26 protein-coding genes are annotated in these 24205 nt (G+C 74.0%); 16 read left to right on the plus strand and 10 right to left on the minus strand.

Annotation, left to right across the window (positions count from 1 at the left end):
* Positions 1-188 precede the first annotated feature (188 nt).
* From F6X51_RS16850 to F6X51_RS16870, 5 genes are all read left to right on the plus strand, one after another.
* The gene (locus F6X51_RS16850; protein ID WP_150964841.1) at positions 189-431 is read left to right on the plus strand and encodes a hypothetical protein; all 243 of its coding nucleotides are present in this window, start codon (positions 189-191) and stop codon (positions 429-431) included.
* A 112-nt stretch (positions 432-543) separates the two neighbouring features.
* Positions 544-1332 (plus strand): molybdate ABC transporter substrate-binding protein, encoded by a 789-nt coding sequence (gene modA, locus F6X51_RS16855; protein WP_150964842.1) that lies wholly within the window; start codon positions 544-546, stop codon positions 1330-1332.
* 37 nt (positions 1333-1369) lie between these two features.
* A complete protein-coding gene (gene modB, locus F6X51_RS16860; RefSeq protein ID WP_150964843.1) occupies positions 1370-2059 on the plus strand; it encodes a molybdate ABC transporter permease subunit in 690 nt (229 codons plus the stop codon).
* Positions 2020-3171 carry a molybdenum ABC transporter ATP-binding protein gene (gene modC / locus F6X51_RS16865; protein ID WP_150964844.1) on the plus strand — a complete coding sequence of 384 codons (1152 nt, stop codon included), beginning with the start codon at positions 2020-2022 and terminating at the stop codon, positions 3169-3171. The genes modB and modC overlap by 40 nt, the downstream gene beginning before the upstream one ends.
* Before the next feature lie 633 nt (positions 3172-3804).
* Positions 3805-4968, plus strand: a complete 1164-nt coding sequence (locus tag F6X51_RS16870; RefSeq protein ID WP_150964845.1) for a complex I NDUFA9 subunit family protein — start codon at positions 3805-3807, stop codon at positions 4966-4968.
* A gap of 4 nt (positions 4969-4972) precedes the next feature.
* Here F6X51_RS16870 and F6X51_RS16875 read toward each other — a convergent pair whose 3' ends face one another.
* Positions 4973-5689 carry a sulfate transporter family protein gene (locus tag F6X51_RS16875; protein ID WP_150964846.1) on the minus strand — a complete coding sequence of 239 codons (717 nt, stop codon included), beginning with the start codon at positions 5687-5689 and terminating at the stop codon, positions 4973-4975.
* A 171-nt stretch (positions 5690-5860) separates the two neighbouring features.
* Here F6X51_RS16875 and F6X51_RS16880 point away from each other — a divergent pair, with 171 nt between their 5' ends.
* Entirely contained in the window at positions 5861-7159 is a 1299-nt protein-coding gene (locus tag F6X51_RS16880) for a flavin monoamine oxidase family protein (protein WP_150964847.1), read from the plus strand.
* 87 nt (positions 7160-7246) lie between these two features.
* The gene (locus F6X51_RS16885; protein ID WP_150964848.1) at positions 7247-7906 is read left to right on the plus strand and encodes a Crp/Fnr family transcriptional regulator; all 660 of its coding nucleotides are present in this window, start codon (positions 7247-7249) and stop codon (positions 7904-7906) included.
* A 7-nt stretch (positions 7907-7913) separates the two neighbouring features.
* Here the strand turns inward: F6X51_RS16885 and F6X51_RS16890 are convergent, their stop codons facing one another.
* Complete coding sequence (locus F6X51_RS16890) at positions 7914-8375, minus strand: cupin domain-containing protein (RefSeq protein WP_150964849.1); 462 nt, start codon at positions 8373-8375, stop codon at positions 7914-7916.
* 30 nt (positions 8376-8405) lie between these two features.
* Positions 8406-9410 (minus strand): 2-hydroxyacid dehydrogenase, encoded by a 1005-nt coding sequence (locus F6X51_RS16895; protein WP_150964850.1) that lies wholly within the window; start codon positions 9408-9410, stop codon positions 8406-8408.
* 377 nt (positions 9411-9787) lie between these two features.
* Here F6X51_RS16895 and F6X51_RS16900 point away from each other — a divergent pair, with 377 nt between their 5' ends.
* Positions 9788-10357 carry an SH3 domain-containing protein gene (locus F6X51_RS16900; protein ID WP_150964851.1) on the plus strand — a complete coding sequence of 190 codons (570 nt, stop codon included), beginning with the start codon at positions 9788-9790 and terminating at the stop codon, positions 10355-10357.
* A 62-nt stretch (positions 10358-10419) separates the two neighbouring features.
* Here F6X51_RS16900 and irr read toward each other — a convergent pair whose 3' ends face one another.
* Positions 10420-10932, minus strand: coding sequence for a Fur family transcriptional regulator Irr (gene irr / locus F6X51_RS16905; protein ID WP_150964852.1), 513 nt, complete (start codon positions 10930-10932; stop codon positions 10420-10422).
* 154 nt (positions 10933-11086) lie between these two features.
* Between irr and F6X51_RS16910 the strand changes: the two genes are divergently transcribed.
* A complete protein-coding gene (locus F6X51_RS16910) occupies positions 11087-11278 on the plus strand; it encodes a ribosome modulation factor (protein ID WP_150964853.1) in 192 nt (63 codons plus the stop codon).
* A gap of 84 nt (positions 11279-11362) precedes the next feature.
* Here F6X51_RS16910 and F6X51_RS16915 read toward each other — a convergent pair whose 3' ends face one another.
* Positions 11363-12193 (minus strand): YoaK family protein, encoded by an 831-nt coding sequence (locus F6X51_RS16915; protein WP_150964854.1) that lies wholly within the window; start codon positions 12191-12193, stop codon positions 11363-11365.
* Positions 12194-12416: 223 nt separating this feature from the next.
* Between F6X51_RS16915 and fabA the strand changes: the two genes are divergently transcribed.
* The 4 genes from fabA (at position 12417) to F6X51_RS16935 (ending at position 17758) form a co-directional block, all read left to right on the plus strand.
* Positions 12417-12956 carry a 3-hydroxyacyl-[acyl-carrier-protein] dehydratase FabA gene (gene fabA, locus F6X51_RS16920; protein ID WP_150964855.1) on the plus strand — a complete coding sequence of 180 codons (540 nt, stop codon included), beginning with the start codon at positions 12417-12419 and terminating at the stop codon, positions 12954-12956.
* A 234-nt stretch (positions 12957-13190) separates the two neighbouring features.
* On the plus strand, positions 13191-14417 hold the full coding sequence (gene fabB / locus F6X51_RS16925; RefSeq protein ID WP_150964856.1) for a beta-ketoacyl-ACP synthase I: 1227 nt from the start codon (positions 13191-13193) through the stop codon (positions 14415-14417).
* Between the two features lie 428 nt (positions 14418-14845).
* Positions 14846-15676 (plus strand): enoyl-ACP reductase FabI, encoded by an 831-nt coding sequence (gene fabI, locus F6X51_RS16930; protein WP_150964857.1) that lies wholly within the window; start codon positions 14846-14848, stop codon positions 15674-15676.
* A gap of 195 nt (positions 15677-15871) precedes the next feature.
* Positions 15872-17758 carry a glycoside hydrolase family 15 protein gene (locus F6X51_RS16935; protein ID WP_150964858.1) on the plus strand — a complete coding sequence of 629 codons (1887 nt, stop codon included), beginning with the start codon at positions 15872-15874 and terminating at the stop codon, positions 17756-17758.
* A 45-nt stretch (positions 17759-17803) separates the two neighbouring features.
* On the opposite strand, the gene F6X51_RS16940 is transcribed toward F6X51_RS16935, so the two are convergent.
* From F6X51_RS16940 to F6X51_RS16955, 4 genes are all read right to left on the minus strand, one after another.
* Positions 17804-18955 (minus strand): HD-GYP domain-containing protein, encoded by a 1152-nt coding sequence (locus tag F6X51_RS16940; protein WP_150964859.1) that lies wholly within the window; start codon positions 18953-18955, stop codon positions 17804-17806.
* A gap of 189 nt (positions 18956-19144) precedes the next feature.
* Complete coding sequence (locus tag F6X51_RS16945) at positions 19145-19627, minus strand: RrF2 family transcriptional regulator (protein ID WP_150964860.1); 483 nt, start codon at positions 19625-19627, stop codon at positions 19145-19147.
* Between the two features lie 54 nt (positions 19628-19681).
* On the minus strand, positions 19682-20179 hold the full coding sequence (gene dut / locus F6X51_RS16950) for a dUTP diphosphatase (RefSeq protein ID WP_150964861.1): 498 nt from the start codon (positions 20177-20179) through the stop codon (positions 19682-19684).
* Positions 20176-21063 (minus strand): HpcH/HpaI aldolase/citrate lyase family protein, encoded by an 888-nt coding sequence (locus F6X51_RS16955; protein ID WP_150964862.1) that lies wholly within the window; start codon positions 21061-21063, stop codon positions 20176-20178. Before F6X51_RS16955 ends, dut begins: the two co-directional genes overlap by 4 nt.
* Positions 21064-21275: 212 nt before the next feature.
* Here F6X51_RS16955 and F6X51_RS16960 point away from each other — a divergent pair, with 212 nt between their 5' ends.
* The 3 genes from F6X51_RS16960 to F6X51_RS16970 all read left to right on the plus strand — a co-directional run bounded on the left by F6X51_RS16960 (position 21276) and on the right by F6X51_RS16970 (position 23302).
* Positions 21276-22013, plus strand: a complete 738-nt coding sequence (locus tag F6X51_RS16960; protein ID WP_150964863.1) for a DUF429 domain-containing protein — start codon at positions 21276-21278, stop codon at positions 22011-22013.
* A gap of 36 nt (positions 22014-22049) precedes the next feature.
* Complete coding sequence (locus tag F6X51_RS16965; RefSeq protein ID WP_150964864.1) at positions 22050-22565, plus strand: NUDIX hydrolase; 516 nt, start codon at positions 22050-22052, stop codon at positions 22563-22565.
* A gap of 71 nt (positions 22566-22636) precedes the next feature.
* Positions 22637-23302, plus strand: coding sequence for a carbonic anhydrase (locus F6X51_RS16970; RefSeq protein WP_150964865.1), 666 nt, complete (start codon positions 22637-22639; stop codon positions 23300-23302).
* Positions 23303-23401: 99 nt separating this feature from the next.
* On the opposite strand, the gene F6X51_RS16975 is transcribed toward F6X51_RS16970, so the two are convergent.
* Positions 23402-24106, minus strand: a complete 705-nt coding sequence (locus tag F6X51_RS16975; RefSeq protein WP_150964866.1) for a DUF4142 domain-containing protein — start codon at positions 24104-24106, stop codon at positions 23402-23404.
* Positions 24107-24205: the final 99 nt, after the last annotated feature.

Consider the following 24205-nt stretch of genomic DNA (forward strand, 5'->3'; position numbering starts at 1 on the left):
CGATAGGCGCTAGCGTGGCTGGAACCGCGTGCCCGATGCCGCGTTCACGCTGGCTTCCACTGCCGCCGCACCCGACGCGCCGGTGCTGCGAGGCCCGGACAGGCACGCGGGTGCGAAGGGTTTCGCGGCGTCGTCCGGCCGGTTCGCCCCGGGAGGGCGTATCGTCCCTGAAGGTTCGTGTAGGCGTCATGACATCCAGCCGCTCCGGCCGCCGCGCTCCGGTCGTCCTCAGCCAGAAGCAGGCGGCCCGGCGGCGCCGCGGACGCGAGGGCGCGCTCGGTGCCGAGGCCCTCGACGCGCCCCTGCCGGGGCCGCTCCTGGTGCTGCTGAGCCGCCTGCACCGGGCCGAGCACGCGCGGCCGGAGGGCCGGCCCGGCGAGGCGCCCTCCCGCGACGAGGACCTAGGCGGCGAGCGGGCGGTCCCACGCTAGGATTCCGGTTGGCCGACAGGAAACCGGCGCTTGTCCGCCCGGCCCATCTCCCTATGATCGCCCCGGATTCCGGCCGGCCCCGGCGGCCCGGCGGCGGCACGAGGCTCGGCCCATGATATCGACGCGACGGTTCTGGCTCGCGGGCGCGCTCGCGCTCCTGCTCGGCATGCCGGCGGCCCGCGCGGAGACGCCCGTCGTGGTCTTCGCCGCCGCGAGCCTCAAGAACGCGGTGGACGATGCCGCCGCGGCCTGGGCCCGGGAGACCGGGCACAGCGCCCGGGTCTCCTACGCGGCCTCGAACGCGCTCGCCAAGCAGATCGAGGCGGGGGCGCCCGCCGACGTCTTCATGTCCGCCGACCTCGCCTGGATGGATTACGCCGAGAAGGCCGGCAGCCTCCGGCCCGGCAGCCGCAGCAACCTGTTGCGCAACGGCCTCGTGGTGGTGGCCCCGAAGGACTCGGCCGTGCGCCTCGACCTCAAGCCCGGCCTGGACCTCGCCGCGGCCCTGGGCGAGGGCCGCCTCGCGGTCGGCAACGTCGAGGCGGTGCCGGCCGGCAAGTACGGCAAGGCCGCGCTCCAGGCCCTCGGCGCCTGGGACGGGGTCAAGGACCGGCTCGCCCAGGCCGAGAACGTGCGCGCCGCGCTCCTGCTGGTGGCGCGGGGCGAGGCGCCGCTGGGCATCGTCTACGCCACCGACGCCGCCTCGGACCCGGGCGTGCGCGTCGTCGCGACCTTCCCGGCCGAGAGCCACCCGCCGATCGTCTACCCGGTGGCGCTCACCGGGGAGTCGCGCAACCCCGAGGCCGCCGCCTTCCTGAGCTACCTGAAGAGCCCGGCCGCCCGGCCCTTCTTCGAGCGCCAGGGCTTCACGGTGCTGGGCGGGGCGGGCGAGAAGTTCTGACCGCCCGGCCCCGATCCGCGCCGTCCCGAGCCGCGCCGTGCCCGGCCTCACCCCCGACGAGTGGACCGCCGTCGCCCTGAGCCTCCGGGTGGCGAGCGTGGGGATGCTCGCGAGCCTCCTGCCGGGGCTGGCGGTGGCGTGGCTGCTGGCGCGGCGGGACTTCCCGGGCCGCGCCCTCCTCGACGGGCTGGTGCACCTGCCGCTGATCCTGCCCCCGGTGGTGACCGGCTACCTCCTGCTCCTCGCCTTCGGGCGCAAGGGCATCCTCGGGGGCTGGCTTTCCGAGATCGGCATCGTCTTCGCCTTCCGCTGGACCGGCGCGGCCCTCGCCTGCGCGGTGATGGGCTTCCCCCTGATGGTGCGGGCCATGCGCCTCTCGATCGAGGCGGTGGACCGGGGCCTGGAGCAGGCCGCCGCCTCCCTCGGGGCGCCGCCGCTCGCGGTCTTCCTCACGGTGACGCTGCCCCTCAGCCTGCCCGGGATCCTGGCCGGGGCGGTGCTGGCCTTCGCCAAGGCGATGGGGGAGTTCGGCGCCACCATCACCTTCGTGTCGAACATCCCCGGCGAGACCCAGACCCTGCCCTCGGCGATCTACACCCTGACGCAGGTGCCGGGCGGGGAGGGGGGCGCGCTGCGCCTGACGCTCATCTCGGTGGGGCTCTCGATGGGGGCGCTCCTCGCCTCCGAATGGCTCGCGCGCCGCGTCGGCCGCCGGCTCGCCGCGTGAGCGTCGCCGCCGACGGCGTCGCCGTCTCCCTGGCGCGGCGCCTCGGCGCCTTCTCCCTCGACGTCGCCTTCACGACGGGGCCGGGGCTCACCGCCCTGTTCGGCCGCTCGGGCTCGGGCAAGACCAGCGTCATCGGCCTGATGGCGGGGCTCGGCCGGCCGGATCGCGGCCGCATCGCGATCGGCGACGAGGTCCTGCTCGACACGGCGCGCGGCATCGACGTGCCGGTGCACCGGCGCCGCATCGCAACGGTGTTCCAGGAGGCGCGCCTCCTGCCCCACCTCACCGTCCGGGGCAATCTCGGCTACGGCCGCTTCTTCGCGCGCCGGCGCCCCGGCCCGGCGGTGTCCACCGGAACGGTGGTGGAGATGCTCGGCATCGGGCATCTCCTGGAGCGCCGGCCGGCGGGTCTCTCGGGGGGCGAGCGCCAGCGGGTCGCGATCGGCCGGGCCCTCCTCGCCAAGCCCCGGCTCCTCCTGATGGACGAGCCCCTGGCCGCCCTCGACGAGGCCCGCAAGGCCGAGATCCTGCCCTATATCGAGCGCCTGCGCGACGAGGCCGGGGTGCCGATCGTCTATGTCAGCCACGCGGTGGCGGAGGTGGCGCGCCTCGCCGGCACCGTGGTGGTGCTGGAGGAGGGCCGGGTCGCCGCCGCGGGCCCCGCCGGCCTGATCCTGCGCCGGGCCGACCTCCTGCCGGCCCATGCGGGCGAGGCCGGCGCCCTCCTCGACATGGTCGTCGCCGCGCAGGACCCCGCGGGCGGCCTGACGCATCTCTCGGGCGCGGCCGGCCCCCTGGTGGTGCCCCACCTCGCCCGGCCGCCCGGGGCCCGGGTGCGGGTCCGGGTTCCCGCCCGCGACGTGCTGGTCGCCACCCAGGCCCCGGCCGGGCTCAGTGCCCGCAACGTGCTGCCGGGCCGGATCGCCGCCCTCGACGCGCGCGGGCCCGCCGTGATGGTCGAGATCGACTGCAACGGGGTCACGCTCGCCGCCCGCCTCACCGGCGCCTCCGTCCTGGCGCTTGGCCTCGCCCCGGGCCTCCCCGTCTTCGCCGTCATCAAGAGCGTGGCCTTCGACCCCACGGAGGTCGGCTCCCGGGCGGTCGAGATCTGACCCGCGGCCCGCGGGGCCCGAAACGACGGTCTGGCGCGAACGGAGGCGCGCCCCACCTCTCCCGTCCGGGAGTGGTCGAATCCGCGATAGCGGAACAGGTGAGGGGTGCGACCTCTCCGGACAGCGCGCTCCCTCACCCCGGCCCGCTCCGCGGGCAAACCTCTCCCGCCCGGGAGAGGGGGCGCGGCGCGACACCCGGGCCAGCCCGGATGTCGCCGCGTCATCTCGGGTTCGACCGCCCTTCCGGAACGACGACCTGGCGTGACCGGCGTGCGCCCACCTCTCCCGTCCGGGAGAGGTCGAGTGCGCGGCACGCGCACCGGGTGAGGGGTGCGACGCATCCGGACAACGCGCCTCCCTCACCCCAACCCTCTCCCGCACGGGAGAGGGGGCGCGGCGCGACAGCTGGGCGCGTTCGCATGTGTGCGCAATCCTCCCGGAGCTGCCCGGGGGAGCCCGGAGCGGCCCCGCACGATCGATCGGATACGCCCGCACAGGCCTCTCCCGCACACTTCGCGGCCTCCGTCGCTTTTCCCCGCGGCGGGCGGCTCCCCATTGGCGGAAATTGGTCTAAACAGCCCCTCGACAGGACCGGGCGCCCGCGCACGGTCGGACGCGTATCGAGAACAGGCGATGACCGGCTTCGACACCCTGCCCCTGACCCGCCCCGCCTCGCAGCTCGTCACCATCTTCGGCGGGTCCGGCTTCCTCGGCCGCCACGTGGTGCGGGCGCTGGCCAAGCGCGGCTATCGCATCCGCGTCGCGGTGCGCCGGCCCGACCTCGCCCTGTTCCTGCAGCCGCTGGGCAAGGTCGGGCAGATCGTGGCCGTGCAGGCGAACCTGCGCTACCCGGACTCGGTCGCCCGCGCGGTCGAGGGCTCGAGCGTGGTGATCAACCTCGTGGGCATCCTGCAGGAGGCCGGCGCGCAGAGCTTCTCCAGGCTCCAGGCCGACGGCGCCGGCGAGATCGCCCGGCAGGCGGCGCGGGCCGGGGCGGCGATGATCCAGGTGTCGGCCATCGGCGCCGACCCGGACTCGGCCTCGGCCTACGCGCGCACCAAGGCGGAGGGCGAGGGGCAGGTCTTCGCCGCCTGCCCGGACGCGATCGTGTTCCGGCCCTCCCTGGTGTTCGGCCCGGGCGACAGCTTCTTCAACCGCTTCGCGAGCCTCGCGCGCGCCCTGCCGGTGCTGCCGCTCGCCGGCGCCGAGACCCGCTTCCAGCCCGTCTTCGTCGGCGACGTCGCCGAGGCGATCGCCCGCGCGGTCGAGGGGCGGGTGCCGGCCGGCAAGGTCTACGAGCTCGGCGGCCCCGAGATATCCACCCTGGAGCACCTCGTCCGCTACATGCTGGAGACGGTGCAGCGCCGCCGCGCCGTGGTGGCGCTGCCGCTCCCGGCCGCCAAGATCCAGGCCCGGATCATGGAGATCGCCAACACCCTGACCCTCGGCCTGTTGCCGGACGAGCTGAAGCTGACCCGCGACCAGGTGATCCTGCTCCAGACCGACAACGTGGTCTCGGAGGCCGCCAAGGCCGAGGGGCGCAGCTTCGAGGCGCTCGGCATCCTCCCGACCGCCGCCGAGGCGGTGGTGCCGGGCTACCTCTGGCGCTTCCGCAAGGCCGGCCAGTTCGCCACCGGGCGCGGCACGGAGAGCCAGGCCGAGATCCCCGACACCCTCACGCACGCGCCCCTCGATCCCGGCTCGCAGCACCGCCCGGGCCGGGCCAGCGGCCCCGCCATCGGGCCGGACGCCGCCAAGCCGAGCCAGATGGGCACCCGCTGGGGCAGCCGGCGCTAGCCGCTCAGCGGATCCGCTCGGGCCGGGCCGGCGCCGGCAGGGCGCCGCGCCGGCTCAGGCCCTTGTGCAGATGCACCATCAGGGCGATGCCGAAGAGCGGCGTCAGCAGGTTGACCACCGGCACCACCATCAGGCCGGCCAGCAGGCAGCCCGCCGCGATCGTGGTCGCCCCGTAATGCTTGCGCATCGCCGCGGCCTCGGGGAGCGGCCGGAACCGGGCCGCGGCCATCTCGAAATATTCCCGGCTGAGGAGGTAGGCGTTGGCGGCGAAGAAGGCCACGACGCCCACCACCGGCACGAAGAACAGGATCAGGGCCGCGAGGTTGACGAGGAGCGCGAGGCCGGCGAAGCGGAGGGCGTAGAACATGGCCGGCCCGAAGGGCAGCGCCCGGCCGGGGGGCTCCCCCGGGAAGTCGGTGCGCTCGACGATCTCGGCCGCGTCGTCGAGGAAGAAGCTCGCCACCAGGATCGACACCGCCGGCATGATGTAGGCGAGGGCCACGAACAGCCCGGCCCCGGCCAGGAAATACGCCAGCGTGTCGAGGAACGGGTAATCCGCCGAGATGTGGTGGCTCGCCTGGAACCACTGGATCAGGCGCGTCAGCCCGAACCAGATCAGCACCAGGAGCCCGACGGTGAGCGCCAGCGACTTCCACAGGATGGCGCGGAGCGGCGGCGAGAACACCTGCCGCAGGGCGGCGAAGGCCGCTTGGATGAGCATGATGGTCCTCTCCGCTGATGCCCCGCAGGGTTAAAGAGGAGGCCGACCCCCTCGCGCAAGCCCGATCTGCGCGCCGGATCGTCCGGGGCCGACCCCGCCCGGGGGTCGAGCCGCCGATGCCGGCCCCGCGCCCCGCCGGACCGTGACAAGAGCCCCCGACAGGAACCGAGAATGCCAACGCCGCCCGCGCACGCCCACCACCGCCCGAGCCACCGGCCCCGCCTCGCCCCCCTGCCCGCCGATCCCGACGTCGTGGTGATCGGGGCGGGGGCGGCCGGGATCGCGGCGGCGCGGCGCCTCGTCGCGCGGGGCCGCAGCGTCGCGGTGCTGGAGGCCCGCGACCGGGTCGGGGGCCGCGCCGTCACCACGCTGCTGCGCGGGCACGCGGTCGATCTCGGGGCGCATTGGCTGCATGCGGGCCCGATCAACCCCCTGGTCCGGCTCGGCCGGGCCCGGGGCGAGCCCCTGCGCCGGGCCGCGCAGGAGAGCCATGTCTGGGTCGGGCGCCGGCCCGGGCGCCCGGACGAGGCCGCGGCCTCCGCCCGCGCCTTCGCGCTGGCCGACCGCGCCATGACGGCGGGTGCCGCGGAGGCCGGCCCGGACCGGCCGGCCGCGGGCGCGCTGCCGCCGAGCCTCGGCCCCTGGGGGGCGCGGGTGGCGCTGGTCCACGGCCTCGTCTCGGGGCTGCCCCTGCGGGAGGTCTCGCTCCACGACTTCCCCAGCATGGAATACGGCGACAACTTCTTCATGGCGGGCGGCTACGGCGCGTATCTCGGCCGCCTCGCCGACGCCCTGCCGATCGCCCTCGGCAGCCCCGTCACGCGGATCGACTGGTCGGGGCCGGGGGTGCGGGTCGAGACCGGGGCGGGCCGGACGATCGAGGCCCGGAGCGCGATCGTGACGCTGCCCGTGATGGTGCTGCGCGAGGCGGTCGCCTTCGCGCCGGCCCTGCCGCCCGGGACCCGGGCGGCGATCGACGGCTTCCGCACCGGCATCTACGAGCACGCGGTGCTGCACTGGCCGTCGAGTCCGTTCCGGGGCGCCGACCGGCTCGCCAGCATCGTGGGCGGGCGCCACCACCCGCCCGGCCTGCTGGCGCGGCTCGACGGCACGCCCTTCCACTACTTCGAGCTCGACGCGCCCTCGGCCGCCGCGATCGACGCCCGGGGCGGCGGGGCGGACGCGGTGCGGCGCTTCGTGCGGGCGGTGCTGGCCGAGCATTTCGGCCATGCCCGCCTGCACGACCTCGCGATTCCCGCCGTCAGCGAATGGCGCGGCGACCCCTGGTCGCGGGGCTCCTGGGCGGTGGTGCCGCCGGGCCATGCGGGGGCGCGCCAGGCCCTGCAGGCCCCCGTCGGCGGGCGGATCTGGTTCGCCGGCGAGGCCCTGTCGCGCCTGCAATGGGGCACGGCCGGGGGCGCCTACGAGGAGGGGACCCGGGCGGCCGACGCGGCCGCGGACGCGCTCTGAGCCGCCGCCCCCGGGCCTTGCGGCGCGGGGCCCGGGATGCCACGCCTCCCGGGCAGCGGCGCGGCGGCGCGGGTGGGAGCACGCGGCATGAACGGGATCGAGGCGATCGGCTATCTCGGCACGGTGCTGACCGTCGCGGCCTCGGCCATGAGCACCATGATCCCCCTGCGCATCGTCGCCCTGATGGCGAGCGTGGCGGTGATCACCTACGGGTTCCTGATCGGCAGCATGCCGGTGGTGCTGACCGAGGCGATCCAGATCCCCTTCAACGCCTTCCGGCTCTACCAGATGGTACGCCTCGTCCGGGACGCGGAGCGGGCGGCGGACGGGGACCTGTCGCTCGACTGGCTGAAGCCCTTCGGGCAGGGGCGCCGCTTCCGGGCCGGCGAGACCCTGTTCCGCGAGGGCGAGCCGGCGACCGAGCTGTTCTACGTCGAGAGCGGGCTGTTCCGCATCCCGGAGCACGCGATCGCGGTCGGGCCCGGCGCCATCGTGGGGGAGCTCGGCATGCTCTCGCCCGGGAACCTCCGCACCGGCTCCCTCGTCTGCGTGGCGGATGGCAGCGCCCGCTGCATCGCCTATTCGGAGGTGAGGCAGCTCTACTACCAGAACCCCGAATTCGGCTTCTACTTCCTGAAGCTCACCAGCGAGCGGCTGTTCCAGAGCGCGCGCCGGCAAGGTCCGGGGCAGGGTGCAGGTCAGGTTGCAGGTCAGGGGCGGGTGCCCGCCGGGACCGGGATGCTCTGAGGGACCCTCACGGCTCCTGGCGCATGAAGCTGTCCGGCGTGCCGGTGCCCTCGGTGACGAAGCGGATGTCGCGGGGCTCGCGCCGGGGCGTGTCGACGGAGAGGAACACCACCGGCTCCTCCAGGATCTCCGGCACGGAATGGACGACGCCGCGCTTGAACACCACGAGCTTGCCGGCCCCGACCTCCACCGGCGCGTCGTCGCCGAACCGCATGCGGCAGCGGCCGGAGAGCACGTAGAGGTACTCGTCGCAGCTCGCATGGGTGTGGGGCGGCGTCGGCCGGTAGACCCGGAACACCCGGGCGCTCGCCGCCGCGTCCTCGGTGAAGCGGTGGTCGGCCACCATCGTGTCGGAGGTCTCGGGCAGCCCGGCCACCGCCGCGGCGACGTCGAAGACCGCGTGGGCCAGGGGGGCGGCGGACCTGCGTGCGGGGCTCTCGGGTAAAGGGGTCTCGGTGTCGGGCCGCATCGCGTCGTCCTCCTGCGCCCCGGTCCGGCCTCAGAGCATGCTCGGCAGGATCCGGTCCGGCGGGCGGTGGCCGTCCATGAAGGTCTTGATGTTGATGATGACCTTCTCGCCCATGTCGACGCGGCTCTCGAACGTGGCCGAGCCCATATGGGGCAGGAGCACGACCTTGCCGTTGCGGGCGAGCTTGACGAGGCGGGGGCTCACCGCCGGCTCCTGCTCGAACACGTCGAGGCCGGCCGCCGAGATCTCGCCGGCCTCGATCAGGCGGGCGAGGGCGTTCTCGTCGATCACCTCGCCGCGGGCGGTGTTCACCACGATCGCCTCGGGCTTCAGGAGCTTGAGGCGGCGGGCCGAGAGCAGGTGGTAGGTGGCGGGGGTGTGCGGGCAGTTCACCGACACGATGTCGACCCGCGCCAGCATCTGGTCGAGGGATTCCCAGTAGGTCGCGTCGAGGTTGTTCTCGATCGGGGCCGGCACCCGGCGGCGGTTGTGATAGTGGATCTGCAGGCCGAAGGCCTTGGCGCGGCGGGCGAGCGCCTGGCCGATCCGGCCCATGCCGACGATGCCGAGGCGCTTGCCGGTGATGCGGCGGCCGAGCATCCAGGTCGGCGACCAGCCCGTGCTCCAGTCGTCGTCCGGGATGATGCGGGCGCCCTCGGTGACCCGGCGGGCCACCGCCAGGATCAGCGCCATGGTCATGTCGGCGGTGTCCTCGGTCAGCACGCCCGGCGTGTTGGTGACCGTGATGCCGCGCTCCAGGGCCACCCCGACATCGATGTGGTCGACCCCGTTGCCGAAATTCGCGATCAGCCGCAGGTTCGGGCCGGCCTGGGCGAGGAGGCCGGAATCGATCTCGTCGGTGACGGTGGGCACCAGCACGTCGGCCTCGCGCATCGCCGCGGCCATGGCCTCCTGCGAGAGCGGCTTGTCGTCGTGGTTGAGCCGCGTGTCGAAGAGCTCGCGCATGCGCGTCTCGACCGCGTCCGGCAGGCGCCGCGTCACCACAACGAGCGGCTTGCGCTTCAACGACGACATGACCCCTCCCCCGCCGGCGATTGAGCTTCTGGCGCCCGGCACGGCCGCATCTGGCGTCCGGCACGGCCGCATCGCGGGGCCTGCCCCCGTCCGTCGGCCGGCGGACCGGGCGGCGGGTCGGTTTCAGGCTCCGTTAACCAGCTTCCGCCAGACAAGTCCGGACGGCGCCGCGCCCATCCGAGAACGGGCCTCCGGCCTCTCTACCAGAGAGGGGGCGGAACACAATGTGGGTTTCGATTCTCGGTGGGTTTCGATTCTCGGTGGGTTTCGGCGCTGGGTGGGTTTCAGGTCCCGGCGAGCCCGGGGATCCGCGCGGCGCGACGCCGAGGGCCGATGCGCCGGCCGTGATTCGGTCGTGCGGGATGAGGAGGGATACGATGCGCCGGACGGCAGGTCTCGTGGTCGGTCTCGCCGCGCTCGCGGCCCTGGCAAGCTCCGGCGCCCCGGCATCGGCCGCCCCGGCGCCGCTCCCGGACGTGGCGGTCGGCCCCGTCACCAAGCTGCCCCTGCCGCGCTATGCCAGCCTCAAGACCGACCGGGTGAACCTGCGCGAGGGTCCCTCGAAGGACCACCGCACCCTCTGGGTGTTCCAGCGCGCGGGCCTGCCCGTCGAGATCGTGGCGGAGTTCGAGACCTGGCGCCGGATCCGGGATTCGGAGGGCACGGAGGGCTGGGTGCTGCACTCGCTCCTGTCGGGGCGGCGCACCGCCATCGTGATCGCCCCGAAGGGGGCCGACAAGGCCGCGCCGATCTCCCTGCGGGCCCGCGCCGACGAGGGCGCCGAGGACGAGGCGCGCCTCCAGGCCGGCGTGCTCGGCAGCGTCAAGAGCTGCACCGGCAGCTGGTGCCGGCTGATCGTGGCCCTGCCGGGCAAGCGCGGTGACGTCGACGGCTACATCCGCCAGGACCGGCTCTGGGGCGTCTACCCGAACGAGAGGGTCGACTGAACGCGAGAAGGCCCGGTCTCGCGACCGGGCCTTCTCGCCGCGATATCGACGTCTGGTGCAGATCAGGCCTGGCGGTTGCCGCCGCGGCGGCGCAGGCGCACGATGACCTCGACGCCGGCGATCTCCATGCCGGGGGGCGCCTCGGGCAGCGAATCCACCGTGATGCCGCAATCGGGCATGTCCAGCACCTGACCCTCGTCCTCGAGGTAGAAGTGGTGGTGCTCGCTGGGGTTGGTGTCGAAATAGGCCTTCGACCCGTCGAGGGCGAGCTGGCGCAGCAGACCGGCTTCCGTGAACTGGTGCAGGGTGTTGTAGACGGTCGCGAGGGAGACCGGCACCTTGGCGCGCATGGCCTCGTCGTAGAGCATCTCCGCCGTCAGGTGGCGGTCGCCGCGCCCGAACAGGAGCCAGCCGAGGGAGAGGCGCTGGCGCGTCGGGCGCAGGCCCGCGCGGCGCAGGCGGTCCCGCAGGTCGGAGAGGGGACAGCCGCGGCGGCCGGCAGCCCCGGCGGCCTCGCCCGGGAGGGAGGAGGACCGCGCGTTGAGGACGGCCTGCAGGGGCACCAGATCTGACATCGGCGGGACTGAACGCTCGCGAACGGACGGGAATTTGGGACGTAGTATATTGGACGCGCCGCCCTGCTGCAACCCAAGCCCTGCCGCAAACCAAGCCCTGCCGCAACCCAAGCCCTGCCGCGGCGTCCCGCGTCCGACCCAGGAGGAGACCCGCGTGACGCGCACCGACACCTCGCCCGCCTCCGTCCGTGAGGATGGCCGCCACGCCCGGGACCGGGGCGACCCCGCCGACGCCAACCCGCACCCGCCGGGGAGCGCCGAGCACGACCTCTGGCGCCGGGGCTGGGAGAGGCCCGACGACGAGGGCAACGCGGCCGGGAAGGCGGCGCGCGGCGGCGAGGGCTGAGCCCCGGCCCGTCGCTCAGCCTCCCGGGTCAGGTCTCCCGGGTCAGGTCTCCCGGGTCAGGTCTCCCGGGTCAGGTCTCCCGGGTCACGTCTCCCTGGCGGCGAGGGGGATCAGCCCGGCGAGCACCGCGATCGGCAGGGCGAGGCAGCCGAAGGACAGGGCCGCCACCCCGAAGGCGCCCGCGACGGCCCCGGCCGCGAAGGCCGCCACCGCCGGAAGCATGCGGCCGAGCCGCCCGCGCGCGGCCGCCCCCGCTCCGCCCGGGGCCGCCCCGAGGCGCAGCACGTCCACGGCGTCGATCACCGCCTGGGTCACGTTCACGGTCATCACCGTGGTGGCGGCGAGATGCGCCAGGGAGAGCCGCGCGATGGCGTTCTGGACGCCCATCGCGGCGACCCCGAGCATGCCGACCACGATCGCGTCGAGCCCGTCCGCCGCGCGCAGCGGCGTCAGCGCGAGGCCGACGCCGCAGAACAGCCCGAGGAGCAGCGCCTGCAGGCCGAGGAGCCAGCGCAAGGGGGCGATGCCCCGCCGCTCCAGCGCCAGGGCGATCAGGCGCGTCGCCGCCACCGCGATCACGAAGGCCGGCAGGGCCAGGAGCTTGGCGATGACCCCGCTCGAGGTCGAGACCAGCTCCGCCCCGATCAGCACGAAGTTCCCGGTCACGTGCGAGGTGAACAGGCCGAACAGGGCGACGAAGCCCGCCGCGTCGACGAAGCCGGCCACGAAGCCGAGGCCGATCCCGGTGGCGAGGTCCCGGCGGGCCCGCGACCCCGCGGCGGGCGGCGAAGCGACTCCCTTGGCGGAGGGCGAGGATGCCGGGATGGAGGATCGCGCGGTCAGGGCCAGGAACTCCCGCGGGGCTGTCGGTCGCTCGGCCGCGCCCGGATCCGGCGCGGCCACGGCGCCACGCATGCAGCCCGGAGATCAGAAATGCAATTTCAAAGCGGAGAAGGCGGCGCGGCGCCCCGACCGGCCCCTCCGGCGCGGCCGGATCCGAGGGGCCCGGGAGGGCCCGGCTTTGATGGCGCTTGCCCCCTGTGCTAACGAGGCCGCGGTTTTGCCCCGCGGTGCGGCCGGCCGATCGGCGACCCCGCGCGGCCCGCATCCCCCTCAAGCCGAGGACCGACCCGACTTCATGCCCTCCGACTCCGACCAGACCGCCCCGCAAGCCCCCGCCCGGGCATCGCGCTACAGCTACGAGGACCTGCTGGCCTGCGGGCGCGGCGAGCTGTTCGGGGCCGGCAACGCGCAACTGCCCCTGCCCCCGATGCTGATGTTCGACCGCATCACCTCGATCGGCACCGAGGGGGGCGCCCACGGCAAGGGCCATGTCCGGGCCGAGTTCGACATCCGGCCGGACCTCTGGTTCTTCGGCTGCCACTTCAAGGGCGATCCGGTGATGCCGGGCTGCCTTGGCCTCGACGCCCTCTGGCAGCTCGTCGGCTTCCATCTCGGCTGGCTCGGGGCGCCGGGCCGCGGCCGGGCGCTCGGCGTCGGCGAGGTGAAGTTCACCGATCAGGTGCTGCCCAGCGTCAGCAAACTCGTCTACAATGTCGACCTCAAGCGCGTGCGGCAGGGCAAGCTCGTCCTCGGCATCGCCGACGGCACGGTCGAGGCCGACGGCAAGCGCATCTACGAGGCCCAGGACCTGCGCGTCGCGCTGTTCCAGTCCTGAGGCCCCACGGGGCCGCGGAGCGCGGCCACAGGGCCGCGGAGGGCGGCCAAAGGGCCGCGCCTCGATGAGGATCGGCCCGCCCCGGATTGGCCTCCCGAGATCGTGCGGGGCCGAACGCCCGCCCTGCGGGCACGGGACCCCTGCCCGGGCGCCGGTTGAGATTAGGCCCGCGCCGTCCTACGTGACCGGAGCGCGACGCGCGGGCAAGCGTCGCGGCGGAGAAGACAGGTTTTCATGCGCCGTGTCGTGATCACCGGGATGGGCATCGTCTCATCCATCGGCAACAACACCCAGGAGGTCCTGGCCTCGCTGCGCGAGGCGAGGTCCGGCATCGTCCGCTCGGCCTCCTACGCCGAGCACGGCTTCCGCAGCCAGGTCGAGGGCGCGCCGACCCTCGATCCGGAGGGCGTGGTCGACCGGCGCGCCATGCGCTTCCACGGCGGCGGCACCGCCTGGAACCACGTGGCGATGGATCAGGCGATCCAGGATGCGGGCCTCGAGGCGGGGGACGTCTCCAACGACCGCACCGGCATCATCATGGGCTCGGGCGGCCCCTCGACCCGGGTCATCGTCGAATCCGCCGCCATCGCCCGCGAGAAGGGCCCCAAGCGCGTCGGCCCCTTCGCGGTGCCGAAGGCGATGTCCTCGACGGCCTCCGCCACCCTGGCGACCTGGTTCAAGATCAAGGGCGTCAACTACTCGATCTCCTCGGCCTGCGCGACCTCGAACCACTGCATCGGCAACGCCGCCGAGGTGATCCAGGGCGGGCGCCAGGACATCATCTTCGCGGGCGGCTGCGAGGACCTCGACTGGACGCTCTCGGTCCTGTTCGACGCCATGGGCGCCATGTCGTCGAAGTACAACGACACCCCGTCCCGGGCCTCCCGCGCCTACGACGCCAACCGCGACGGCTTCGTCATCGCGGGGGGCGCCGGCGTGCTGGTGCTGGAGGAATTGGAGCATGCCCGGGCCCGCGGCGCCCGGATCTACGGCGAGATCGCCGGCTACGGCGCGACCTCGGACGGCCACGACATGGTGGCCCCCTCGGGGGAGGGCGCGGTGCGCTGCATGCGCCAGGCGATCGAGGGCCTGAAGGGCGCGCGCATCGACTACATCAACCCGCACGCCACCTCGACGCCGGTCGGCGACGACAAGGAGATCGAGGCGATCCGCGAGGTCTTCGGCCGGGGCGAGGCCTGCCCGCCGATCTCGGCCACGAAGTCGCTCACCGGCCACTCCCTCGGCGCCACCGGCGTGCAGGAGGCGATCTACGCGCTCCTGATGATGCAGAACGGCTTCCTCTGCGAGAGCGCCCATATCGACGAGCTCGACCCGGCCTTCACCGACATGCCGATCCTGCGCGAGCGCCGGGACAACGTGCCGCTCGGCCACGTCCTGTCGAATTCCTTCGGCTTCGGCGGCACCAACGCGACCCTGGTGCTGAAGCACATCGACGCCTGAGCCCGGACGAGACCTGAAGAAACGGTTTCGCCCGGCCCCGCCCCGGGGTCGGGCGGAACCGAAATATCGAGACTGCGTTTTTCCGGTAACAGATTCGGGAAATCGCGCAGATGCTCTGGCTCGTCCTCGGGACCCTCGGCGGCCTCACCCTCGCGGGGATCGCCGGCATCTACGCGAAGCAGGTCCTGATCGACGACGCGAAGTCGGAGACCGAAGGGTACTTCTGAGGCGATTCCAAGCCCGGCCGCACCCCCAAGCCCGGCCGCGCCCTCAAGCCCCCGCCATAACCCCGAACCCTGCCTCCGGGCGGGGTTCTTCGTTGGGGGCCCGGCCCGCATTGGACATGCGTGCAACCTCCGCGTTAAGGCTCAGCCCCCCAATCGACCCCGCCCTGGCGCGGGGTCGCGCAGCAATCGAGGCGGAGCCGCATGACGGGACTGATGACGGGCAAGCGCGGCCTGATCATGGGGGTGGCCAACGATCACTCGATCGCCTGGGGCATCGCCAAGACCCTCCACGACCACGGCGCGCGGCTCGCCTTCACCTATCAGGGCGAGGCCCTGGGCCGGCGCGTCGGCCCCCTCGCGGCCCGGCTCGGCTCGGACATCGTGCTGCCCTGCGACGTCGAGGATCTGGCCTCTGTGGACGCGGCCTTCGCGGGCCTCGACGAGCGCTTCGGCGGCGAGCTCGACTTCGTGGTCCACGCCATCGGCTTCTCCGACAAGGCGCAGCTCAAGGGCCGCTACGTCGACGTGACCACCCGCGAGAACTTCTCCCGCACCCTGGCGATCTCGTGCTTCTCCTTCACGGAGATCGCGCAGCGCGCCGCCAGGCGCATGAAGGGCGGCGGCTCGCTCCTGACCCTGACCTATGGCGGCTCGACCCGGGTGATGCCGAACTACAACGTCATGGGCGTCGCCAAGGCCGCCCTCGAGGCCTCGGTGCGCTATCTCGCGGCCGATCTCGGCCCCGACGGCATCCGGGTCAACGCCCTCTCGGCGGGCCCGATGCGGACGCTGGCGGGGGCCGGCATCGCGGATGCCCGCCTGATGTTCAACCACCAGAAGGCCCACGCGCCGCTGCGGCGCACCGTCAGCCTCGCGGAGGTCGGCGGCTCGGCCCTCTACCTCCTCTCCGACCTCTCGGGCGGGGTCACCGGAGAGGTCCACTTCGTCGATTCGGGCTACAACATCATCTCGATGCCCCGCCCCGACGTGCTCCAGGCGCAGGACGCGGCGGGCGTCGTCGGCGACGTCTGAGGAGAGCCTTCGGGCGGGGGATCCCGGCGCGGGGGATCCCGGCGCGGGGGATCCCGGCGCGGGGCGCGCGATGGGGCGGAGCGCGGGCCGGCCGGTCCGTGTGGCAGATTGTCGGGACGCATCGATCCGGCCCGCCGCGACGCTATCTCGCGGGGATCCCCCCAGAGCCCCAGAGCCCCAGAGTCCCAGAGCCCCTTGTCCAAGCCCATCAGCGACTACGCCATCATCGGCGACACCCACTCGACCGCCCTGGTCTCCCGCGATGGCTCGATCGACTGGCTGTGCTGGCCGCGGCACGATTCGCCGGCCCTGTTCCTGCGCCTCCTCGACGAGGCCCGGGGGGGCGCCTGCAGCCTCGACTGGGAGGGCCTGACCGGCACGGAGCGCCGCTACCTGCCGGGCACCAACGTGCTCGAGACGACCTTCACCACCCGCACCGGCCGCGCCCGCCTCAGCGACGCGATGCCGGTGAACCCGCCCGCCGCCGAGCCCGAGGAGGGACCGGACAGCGAGGGCGACAGCCGCCTGATCCGCCTCGTCACCTGCGAGGCCGGCACCGTGACGGGCCGGTTCCGGACGCGCCCGACCTTCGATTACGCGCGGCGCCCCTGCACGCCGGTGCTGCAGGCCGGCACGGTGCTGTTCGAGGCCGGCGACCAGCGCCTGCGGGTCTGCGCCTCGCACCCGCCCCGGATCGAGGGCGACGCCGCCGAGACGGCCTTCACCCTGCGGCGGGGCGAGACCGCCTACCTGATCCTCACCCACGGGGAGGACGGGCGATCGGCCGGGATCGAGGATTTCGCCGCCGGGCAGGACTGCCTCGCGCGCACGGTGGCCTATTGGGAGCGCTGGAGCGCCCGCTGCACCTATGACGGCCCCTACCGCGAGGCGGTGCTGCGCTCGGCCCTCTGCCTCAAGCTCCTCACCTACGCGCCGAGCGGCGCGATCGTGGCCGCCGCGACCGCGGGCCTGCCCGAGGCGGTGCCGGGCAACCGCAACTACGATTACCGCTTCACCTGGATGCGCGACGCGAGCTTCACGGTGACGGCCTTCGTGATGCTCGGCTACGTGCGCGAGGCCTCCGAGTTCCTGCGTTTCCTGCGCGAGGCGGATGGCAGCTTCGGCCGCGACACGCGCCTGCTCTACGGCATCGCCGGCGACATGCTCCCCGAGGAGGCGCTGACCCACCTGGCGGGGTGGCGCGGCACCGGGCCGGTGCTGATCGGCAACGCCGCCGCGGACCAGGACCAGCACGACATCTACGGCGAGCTGATGCGGGCCCTGTGCGGCTTCCTCGAGGCGGTGGATTACGACCCGCCCGAGAAGGTCAACGACCGCCTGCCCGAGGTCCTGGAGAACCTCACCGCCCGGGCCCTCGCCTGCCGCGACGTGCCGGACCAGGGCATCTGGGAGCTGCGCACCGAGCCGCGCCACCAGGTCCACACCAAGGCGATGATCTGGGTCGCCCTCGACAACGCCGTGCGCATCGCCCGCAAGATCGAGGGCGTGCCCCCGGGGCGGATCGCCGAGTGGGAGACGGCCGCCGCCGAGATCCGCGCCGACTACCTCGCCCGCGCCTGGAACCCCGGGAAGCAGGCCTATGTGGGCAGCTACGAGAGCGACGACCTCGACGCGGCGGTGATGCGGGTGGCGCTGTTCGGGGCGATCGACCCGCGCGATCCCCGCATGCTCTCGACCGTGCGCGCCATCGAGCGGGAGCTCGGCGCGGGCGACCTGATTCACCGCTACCGGATGCCGGACGGGCTCGAGGGCCGGGAGGGCACCTTCACGGCCTGCGCCTTCTGGCGGGTCGGCTGCCTCGCGCTCGCGGGCCATACCGGCGAGGCGACGGCGATCTTCGAGCGCCTGCTCGCGCGGGGCAACGATGTCGGGCTCTTCGCCGAGGAGATCGACCCGTCCACGGGCGAGCAGCTCGGCAACACGCCCCAGGGCTTCACCCACATGGCGCTGATCAACGCGGCGATCCGCCTGAAGGGCTGCCTCGCCGCGTTCGGCCTCGTCGGGGCGGAGGAGGCCGGGGCCCGCGACGCGGGGGCCGGGGCGGCGCAGGCCGCCGAGTGAGGCGCCCCGCCGGTCGGGCCGCCCGCCGGTCAGACCGCCCGCCGGTCAGGCCGCGCGCGAGGAGGTCGGCCGGTCCTGGACGAGATCGAGGATGTCCTGCCAGCGGGACAGAAAGGCGTCGACGCAGGACGGGTCGAAATGGCTGCCGCGGTGCTCCACGAGGTAGCCGCGGGCCTTCTCCAGCGGCCAGGCCGCCTTGTAGACCCGCTCCGAGATCAGCGCGTCGAACACGTCCGCCACCGCGATGATGCGCCCCGGGAGCGGGATCGCCGTGCCGGCGAGCCCCTGCGGGTAGCCCTTGCCGTCCCAGCGCTCGTGGTGGGTCAGGGCGATCTCGGAGGCGAGTTGGAGCAGGCGCGAGGGGCTGTCCTGCAGCATCCGGTGGCCGCGCTCGGCGTGGCGCTGCATCTCCTTGCGCTCCTCCGCGCTCAGGGGGCCGGCCTTGAGCAGGATGCTGTCGGGGATGCCGATCTTGCCGATGTCGTGCATGGTCGAGGCCAGGGCGATGTCGTTGGCCTCGCGCTCGGAGAGGCCGAGGCCCTCCGCGATCGCGATGGCGCAGCCGGCCACCCGGGTGAGGTGGTCGCCCGCGTCGTCGTCGCGGAACTCGGCCGCGAGCATCAGGCGCTGGATGATCTCGCGCTCGCGCGCCTCGGATTCCGCCACCACCTCGGCGACGTGCCGCGTCATGGCCCGGGTGACGCGCTCGGCCTCGTGCCGGGCCTGCGACAGCGCGATCAGGGCGCCGGCCCGCATCTGAAGCTCGACGGGGTCGAGGGGCCGGATCAGGACCTCCGTCGCCCCGAGGGCGCAGGCCGCGCGGCGGACTGCGCCGGCCTCGCCCGAGGCCACGAGGAGGATCGGCGTGCGGGCATGGTCCTTGAGCGCGCGCAGGCTCAGGACGATCTCGGGGCCGCCGAGGCTGTCCCCGTCGACGACCATCAGGCCGACCGGCCAGCCCGCGAGCTCGCCGATCTCCTCGGGGCCGAACATCTGGATCTCGATCCGGACCGGGATCCCGGTCTGCGCCCCGCCCTGCGCCTCCGGGTCCCGGCCGAGGGCCCGCAGAGACGGGAGCAGCGGCTCGGACGCGGAGGCGGCGACGACCGCGATCAGGACCGGCTCCGGCTCCGGCGCGCAGGACCCGGCGGTCTGCCCGGGGGTCGCACGCTCGGTGGATTCACGATCTGCGCCCATGCGATCCAACTTTTTGCTTCAGGGTGAACTATGCGGCTCAGGCGTTAAGCGAGCTTGAAATGCCGCAAGTCCGGCCGGGCTCGGATTCGCGCCGTGCGGAGCGAAATTTGCGGAGTTTGCGCCGGAGCTGAGCGATATTGGCCAGACCGCGCCCGGCCGGCACGTCGGCTCCCGGCGAATCATCCGGGCTCAGATGTCGAATTGCGGCGGCAGCGGCTCGGGCCGGACCGCCTGCAGGCCCTCGGCCCGGCGGCACAGGTCCTCGACGCTGACGGCGTCGAGGGTGGCGAGGAAGGCCGCGTGGGCCGCCTGGATCGTCGGCTCCACGAGGGCGGCGATCAGGGCCGAGGGCGCGCCCTCGCCGGCCTCCTCGCCGCCGGCCGCCGCGCGGGCGATGTCCCCGAGGCTGATGCGGCGGCGCTCGCGGGCGAGCTCGTAGCCGCCGCGCGGGCCGCGCACGCCCTTCAGCAGCCCGTGGCGGACGAGGGCCTGCAGCACCGTCTCGAGATGGCGCGGCGGCAGGCCGTGGCGGGCGGCGAGCATCCGGGCGTTCACGGGCTGCGGCCGGGCGTGGAGCGCGATGTCCACCACCGCCGCCGCCGCGAGGCGCAGCCGCCCGGCCGGGAGGGGGATCGCCGGCGCGGGCGGCGGGGACGCGGGATCGGGGCGCATGGGCGCGATGCTACGCTGTTCGGACGCGGAATGCGCGCCGGCCCGCATCCGCCCTCACCGGCGCCCGCTCGACCCGAAGCCGCCGCTGCCGCGCCGGCGATCCCCCTCCCGGCCGGGCCGCGGCTCCGCGTCCGCGACGATGCGCAGGCGCGGCCGGGTCACCCGGGTGAAGACGAGCTGGGCGATGCGGTCCCCGGGGGCGATGGCGATGGCGGGGCCGGGGGCCGGGTTGCGGTTCCAGGCCGAGACCAGGAGCGGGCCCTCGTAATCGGCATCGATCACGCCGGTGCCGTTGCCGAGCACCAGCCCCTCCCGGTGGCCGAGGCCGGAGCGGGGGAAGACGAGGCCGCACCAGGCCGGATCGCCGATCATCACGGCGATCCCGGCGGGGATCAGGGCGGGGGGGCCCTGCGGCGCCAGCTCCAGCGGCGCGTCGAGGCAGGCGTGCAGGTCGAGCCCGGCGGCGGCGTCCGAGCCCCAGCGCGGGAAGCCCCAGCCCGGGAGCCGGCCGTCGAGGAGGCGGATCGCAACGTCGAGGGGCGGCTCGCTCACGGGTGGCGCGCGGCGATGGCGTCCGCCATGCCGAGGAGGCGGCGCGCCTCCTCGGCATGCAGCCGCTCGACCATGCGGCCCCGGAAGCCGATCGCGCCGCGCCCCTGGTTCTCCGGCGCCGCGAAGGCGGCCAGGAGGTCGCGGGCCTCCGCGACCTCCGCCTCGGTCGGGCCGAACGCCGCGTTCGCCGCCTCGATCTGGCTCGGATGGACCAGCATCTTGCCGTCGAAGCCGCAATCGCGCCCCTGCTCGCACTCGGCCCGGAAGCCCTCGGCGTCGTGGAAGGCGTTGTAGATGCCGTCGATGATGTCGATCTCGTATGCGCGGGCGGCGGCGACCGCGCTCATCAGCCAGGGCATCAAGGCCGGGCGGCCCGGCACGCCGAGGCGCACGCGGCTCGCCTTGGCGAGGTCGTTCGGCCCGAGGACGAGGCCGGCGAGGCGGGTGTCGACGTCCCGCGCCGCGCTCGCGATCGCGCCGATTTCCAGGATGGCGAGGGGGCTCTCGATCATCGCCCAGACGCGGGTGCGGGCCGGGGCGCCGAGCCGGCGCAGGCGCGAGCCCACCGCCACCAGGGCATCCGGCCCGTTGACCTTCGGCACCAGGATCGCGTCGGGCCCGGCCGGCGCGATGGCGGCGAGGTCCGCCTCGCCCCAGGGGGTGTCGAGGGGGTTGACCCGCACCACGACCTCGCGCCGCCCGAAGACGCCGCCGCGCACGGCGGCGACGACGCCCGCGCGGGCCGTCTCCTTGGCCTCGGGCGCCACCGCGTCCTCGAGGTCGATCATCACGACGTCGGTGGGCAGGCCCTGGGCCTTCTCGAGCGCGCGCGGGTTCGAGCCCGGCATCGAGAGGACGCTGCGACGGGGACGAATCTCGGTCATGTGGGAAGACCCCTCCTCGTGCCCGGCTGCCCGGGCGCCCGCACGTCCCGGATGCCGGAAGATCCGGCGAGCCGCTCTGTCCGGGCGCCGCATTTGCGGGCGACGCAGACGCCGATACCGTCCCGGCTACCCCGAGACAAGGATCGAGACTCGGATCGAGACTCGGATCACGACTCGGATCACGACTCGGATCGGGGATCGGGGGAGACGGGATGGCGCGCTGGATCGCCGGGCTCGACGGGTGCCGGGGCGCCTGGGCCGGGGCCCTCCTCGACCTCGACGATCCGGGCCGCTTCCGCACCGGCCTGTTCGCCAGCGTGGCGGCATGCCTGGACGGGCCCGAGGCGCCGCTCAGTGTCGGCATCGACGTGCCGATCGGCCTGCCGGACCGGGTGATCGGGGGCGGGCGCGGCGCCGACCGGGCGGCCCGGGCGGTCCTGGGGGCGTCCGGCCGCGCCAGCGTCTTCCCGGTGCCCCCGCGCGCGGCGGTCTATGCCGAGACCTACGAGGCCGCCAAGGGATTGTCGCGGGCCCACAGCGATCCGCCCTTCGCGCCCTCGATCCAGTGCTGGAACATCCTGGCCTCCGTGCGGGCGGTCGACGGGCTGCTGCGCGGCCGGCCCGAGCTCCGGTCGCGCCTGCACGAGGTCCATCCCGAGATCGCCTTCCGGTGCCTCAACGCCGGCGCGGCCCTCCCCCGCAAGAAGGGGCCGGAGCGCGCGCAGGGCCTCGCCGCGCGCGGGCGGCTCCTGCGCGCCGCCGGGCTCCCGGAGGCCCTGGTCCTGGCCCGCCCCCGGGGCGCGGGGGCCGACGACCACCTCGACGCGCTCGCGGGCCTCGTCGTCGCCCGCGACATCCTGCTCGGCCGGGCCGTCCCCCTGCCCGACCCGCCGGAGCGGGACGCCCACGGCCTGCCGGTGGTGATCTGGGCACCGGCCGCCCGCGCGTGATAGGTCTGCCGCGTCAGCGACCCGAGCGGAGACGACATGGCCCCCAGCGAACTTCCCGTCCGCCACATCGCCCGCGCCCTGGTCTTCGATCCGGCCGACCGGCTCCTGCTCATCGCCTACGAGTCGGTGCGCCCGATCGATCCGGACAAGCCCGGCGACCGGACCTTCTGGTTCATGCCCGGCGGCGGGCTGGAGGCCGGGGAGAGCCATGTCGAGGGCTGCCGGCGCGAGCTGTCGGAGGAGATCGGCGTGGACGGGGCCGAGATTGGCCCCGAGGTCGCGACCTGCGACGGGCCCTTCCACCTGTTCACGACCGCGCGGGACGCGCGGGAGCGCTACTTCCTGGTGCGGCTGCCCGACGACCGCATCGACACGAGCCGCCTTGCCGAGACCGAGGACAACCCGGTGCTGGGCACCCGCTGGTGGACCCTCGCCGAGCTGGCGGAGAGCCGGGAGCGCATCGAGCCGGCGGGCCTCGCCGGGCTCGCGGCGCGCCTCGTCGCCGGGGATATCCCGCCGGCGCCGGTCACGTTGTCGTGGCGCGACGCTTGAGTCGGGCACCGCTCCGGGACATGGGAGTTGGCGACGTTGACCCGTGACCCGGCCGCCGGAGGTGAACCGACATGTTTCCTGACAAGCTGACCGAAGGCTACCGCGCCTTTCTGGAGAACCGCTTCCCGAGCGAGAGCCGGCGCTACGCCCAGCTCGCCAGGACCCAGGACCCAGACGTGCTGGTGATCGGCTGCTGCGACAGCCGGGTCTCCCCCGAGGTGATCTTCGATGTCGGGCCCGGCGAGTTGTTCGTGATCCGCAACGTCGCCAACATCGTGCCGCCCTGCGAGACCGGCGGCGAGTACCACGGCACCTCGGCGGCGATCGAGTTCGCCGTGCAGGCCCTCGCGGTGACGCACATCGTGGTGCTCGGTCACGCCACCTGCGGCGGCATCAAGGCCTACGCCGACAAGGCCAAGCCCCTCTCCCCGGGCAACTTCATCGGCAAGTGGGTCTCGCTGGTGAAGCCCGCCGAGGAGAAGGCGGGGGATTCCTCGGCCCCCGACTACCTCACCCGCATGGAGCACGCGATGGTGAGCCAGAGCATCGAGAACCTGATGACCTTCCCGTTCATCCGCGAGCGGGTCGAGGCCGGCACGCTGCACCTGCACGGCGCCCATTTCGGCGTCGCCTCGGGCGACCTCCTGGTGCGCAACGCCGAGACCGGCGATTTCGCCCCGATCACCGATGCCGCCGGCCAGCGCCTCAGCCCGGCCACGCTGATCCGCTGCACCTGACGCCGCCCGCGCACGAAAACGGCGGGCCTGGGGCCCGCCGTGTCCGGTCGGGGCTCGCCGGAGGGGATCCTCCGGCGGCCCGGGATCGCGCCGGTCCGCTCAGCGGGCGCCGGGCAGGCGCTGAGCCATCGCGTAGTGCTCCTGGAGCACCGGCAGGGCCTGCTGGGCGTAGTTGCGCAGGGCCGGATTCGGGCCCGACGAGGCGTAGGCCTGCGTCATGCCGATCGTCATCTGGTGGGCCGCCAGCTGCTGCTGACCGTAGAGGCGGTCGAAGCGGGCGCCGGGCGGGGTCTGGGACAGCTCGGCGAGCATCGCCTGCTGCTCCGGGTTTGGCGGCACGATGGTGGTGCCCGCCGTGGTGTCGACGTCGCCCGTGGCGTAGCCGGCACCGACCGCCGCGCCGCGCTGCGCGCCCGAGCCGAGGCCCTCGAGACCGCCGACCGGACCGCCCGAGAGGGTGCCGCCGACGACGCCGGCCGCCGCGCCCGTGGCCGCGCCGACCGCGCCGCCCGCCACCGCGAGGGGCGCGCCGATCAGGCCGTCGACCGGGCCGCCGCGGGCTGCCACGTAGTTCCGCTCGCCGCCCGCGAGGGCGACGTTGGCGGCGCGGTGGTCACGGATCGCGTGCTGGGCGAAGTTGCGCACGGCCGGGTTGCGCGACTTCGACAGCGCGATCTGGCTCGACTGGATCTCGAAGGCGTTGGCCTGCATCGCCTGGAGGCGGAAATCACCCGTGCCCTGGGCCATCGCCGGGGTCGAGACGGCGGCCAGGAGTGCGGACATGGCAACGTATTTCTTGAACATATCGAACCTCGATGAATGGTTGTCGGGGTACTGTTCCGGCCCGGACGACGCATGATCAATCAGGTCATGATCAGTCGGTGCCGCGGAAAGCACTTCTGG

Source organism: Methylobacterium planeticum (assembly GCF_008806345.1).
Classification (GTDB): Bacteria; Pseudomonadota; Alphaproteobacteria; order Rhizobiales; family Beijerinckiaceae; genus Methylobacterium; species Methylobacterium planeticum.

Excerpts from the sequence above, each read along its gene's own strand:
- F6X51_RS16850 (WP_150964841.1), top strand. The coding sequence starts at position 189 with ATGACATCCAGCCGCTCCGGCCGCCGCGCTCCGGTCGTCCTCAGCCAG.
- modA (WP_150964842.1), top strand. The coding sequence starts at position 544 with ATGATATCGACGCGACGGTTCTGGCTCGCGGGCGCGCTCGCGCTCCTG.
- modC (WP_150964844.1), top strand. The coding sequence starts at position 2,020 with ATGGCTCGCGCGCCGCGTCGGCCGCCGGCTCGCCGCGTGAGCGTCGCC.
- F6X51_RS16870 (WP_150964845.1), top strand. The coding sequence starts at position 3,805 with ATGACCGGCTTCGACACCCTGCCCCTGACCCGCCCCGCCTCGCAGCTC.
- F6X51_RS16875 (WP_150964846.1), bottom strand. The coding sequence starts at position 5,689 with ATGCTCATCCAAGCGGCCTTCGCCGCCCTGCGGCAGGTGTTCTCGCCG.
- F6X51_RS16880 (WP_150964847.1), top strand. The coding sequence starts at position 5,861 with ATGCCAACGCCGCCCGCGCACGCCCACCACCGCCCGAGCCACCGGCCC.
- F6X51_RS16885 (WP_150964848.1), top strand. The coding sequence starts at position 7,247 with ATGAACGGGATCGAGGCGATCGGCTATCTCGGCACGGTGCTGACCGTC.
- F6X51_RS16890 (WP_150964849.1), bottom strand. The coding sequence starts at position 8,375 with ATGCGGCCCGACACCGAGACCCCTTTACCCGAGAGCCCCGCACGCAGG.
- F6X51_RS16895 (WP_150964850.1), bottom strand. The coding sequence starts at position 9,410 with ATGTCGTCGTTGAAGCGCAAGCCGCTCGTTGTGGTGACGCGGCGCCTG.
- F6X51_RS16900 (WP_150964851.1), top strand. The coding sequence starts at position 9,788 with ATGCGCCGGACGGCAGGTCTCGTGGTCGGTCTCGCCGCGCTCGCGGCC.
- irr (WP_150964852.1), bottom strand. The coding sequence starts at position 10,932 with ATGTCAGATCTGGTGCCCCTGCAGGCCGTCCTCAACGCGCGGTCCTCC.
- F6X51_RS16915 (WP_150964854.1), bottom strand. The coding sequence starts at position 12,193 with ATGCGTGGCGCCGTGGCCGCGCCGGATCCGGGCGCGGCCGAGCGACCG.
- fabA (WP_150964855.1), top strand. The coding sequence starts at position 12,417 with ATGCCCTCCGACTCCGACCAGACCGCCCCGCAAGCCCCCGCCCGGGCA.
- fabB (WP_150964856.1), top strand. The coding sequence starts at position 13,191 with ATGCGCCGTGTCGTGATCACCGGGATGGGCATCGTCTCATCCATCGGC.
- fabI (WP_150964857.1), top strand. The coding sequence starts at position 14,846 with ATGACGGGACTGATGACGGGCAAGCGCGGCCTGATCATGGGGGTGGCC.
- F6X51_RS16940 (WP_150964859.1), bottom strand. The coding sequence starts at position 18,955 with ATGGGCGCAGATCGTGAATCCACCGAGCGTGCGACCCCCGGGCAGACC.
- F6X51_RS16945 (WP_150964860.1), bottom strand. The coding sequence starts at position 19,627 with ATGCGCCCCGATCCCGCGTCCCCGCCGCCCGCGCCGGCGATCCCCCTC.
- F6X51_RS16955 (WP_150964862.1), bottom strand. The coding sequence starts at position 21,063 with ATGACCGAGATTCGTCCCCGTCGCAGCGTCCTCTCGATGCCGGGCTCG.
- F6X51_RS16960 (WP_150964863.1), top strand. The coding sequence starts at position 21,276 with ATGGCGCGCTGGATCGCCGGGCTCGACGGGTGCCGGGGCGCCTGGGCC.
- F6X51_RS16965 (WP_150964864.1), top strand. The coding sequence starts at position 22,050 with ATGGCCCCCAGCGAACTTCCCGTCCGCCACATCGCCCGCGCCCTGGTC.
- F6X51_RS16970 (WP_150964865.1), top strand. The coding sequence starts at position 22,637 with ATGTTTCCTGACAAGCTGACCGAAGGCTACCGCGCCTTTCTGGAGAAC.
- F6X51_RS16975 (WP_150964866.1), bottom strand. The coding sequence starts at position 24,106 with ATGTTCAAGAAATACGTTGCCATGTCCGCACTCCTGGCCGCCGTCTCG.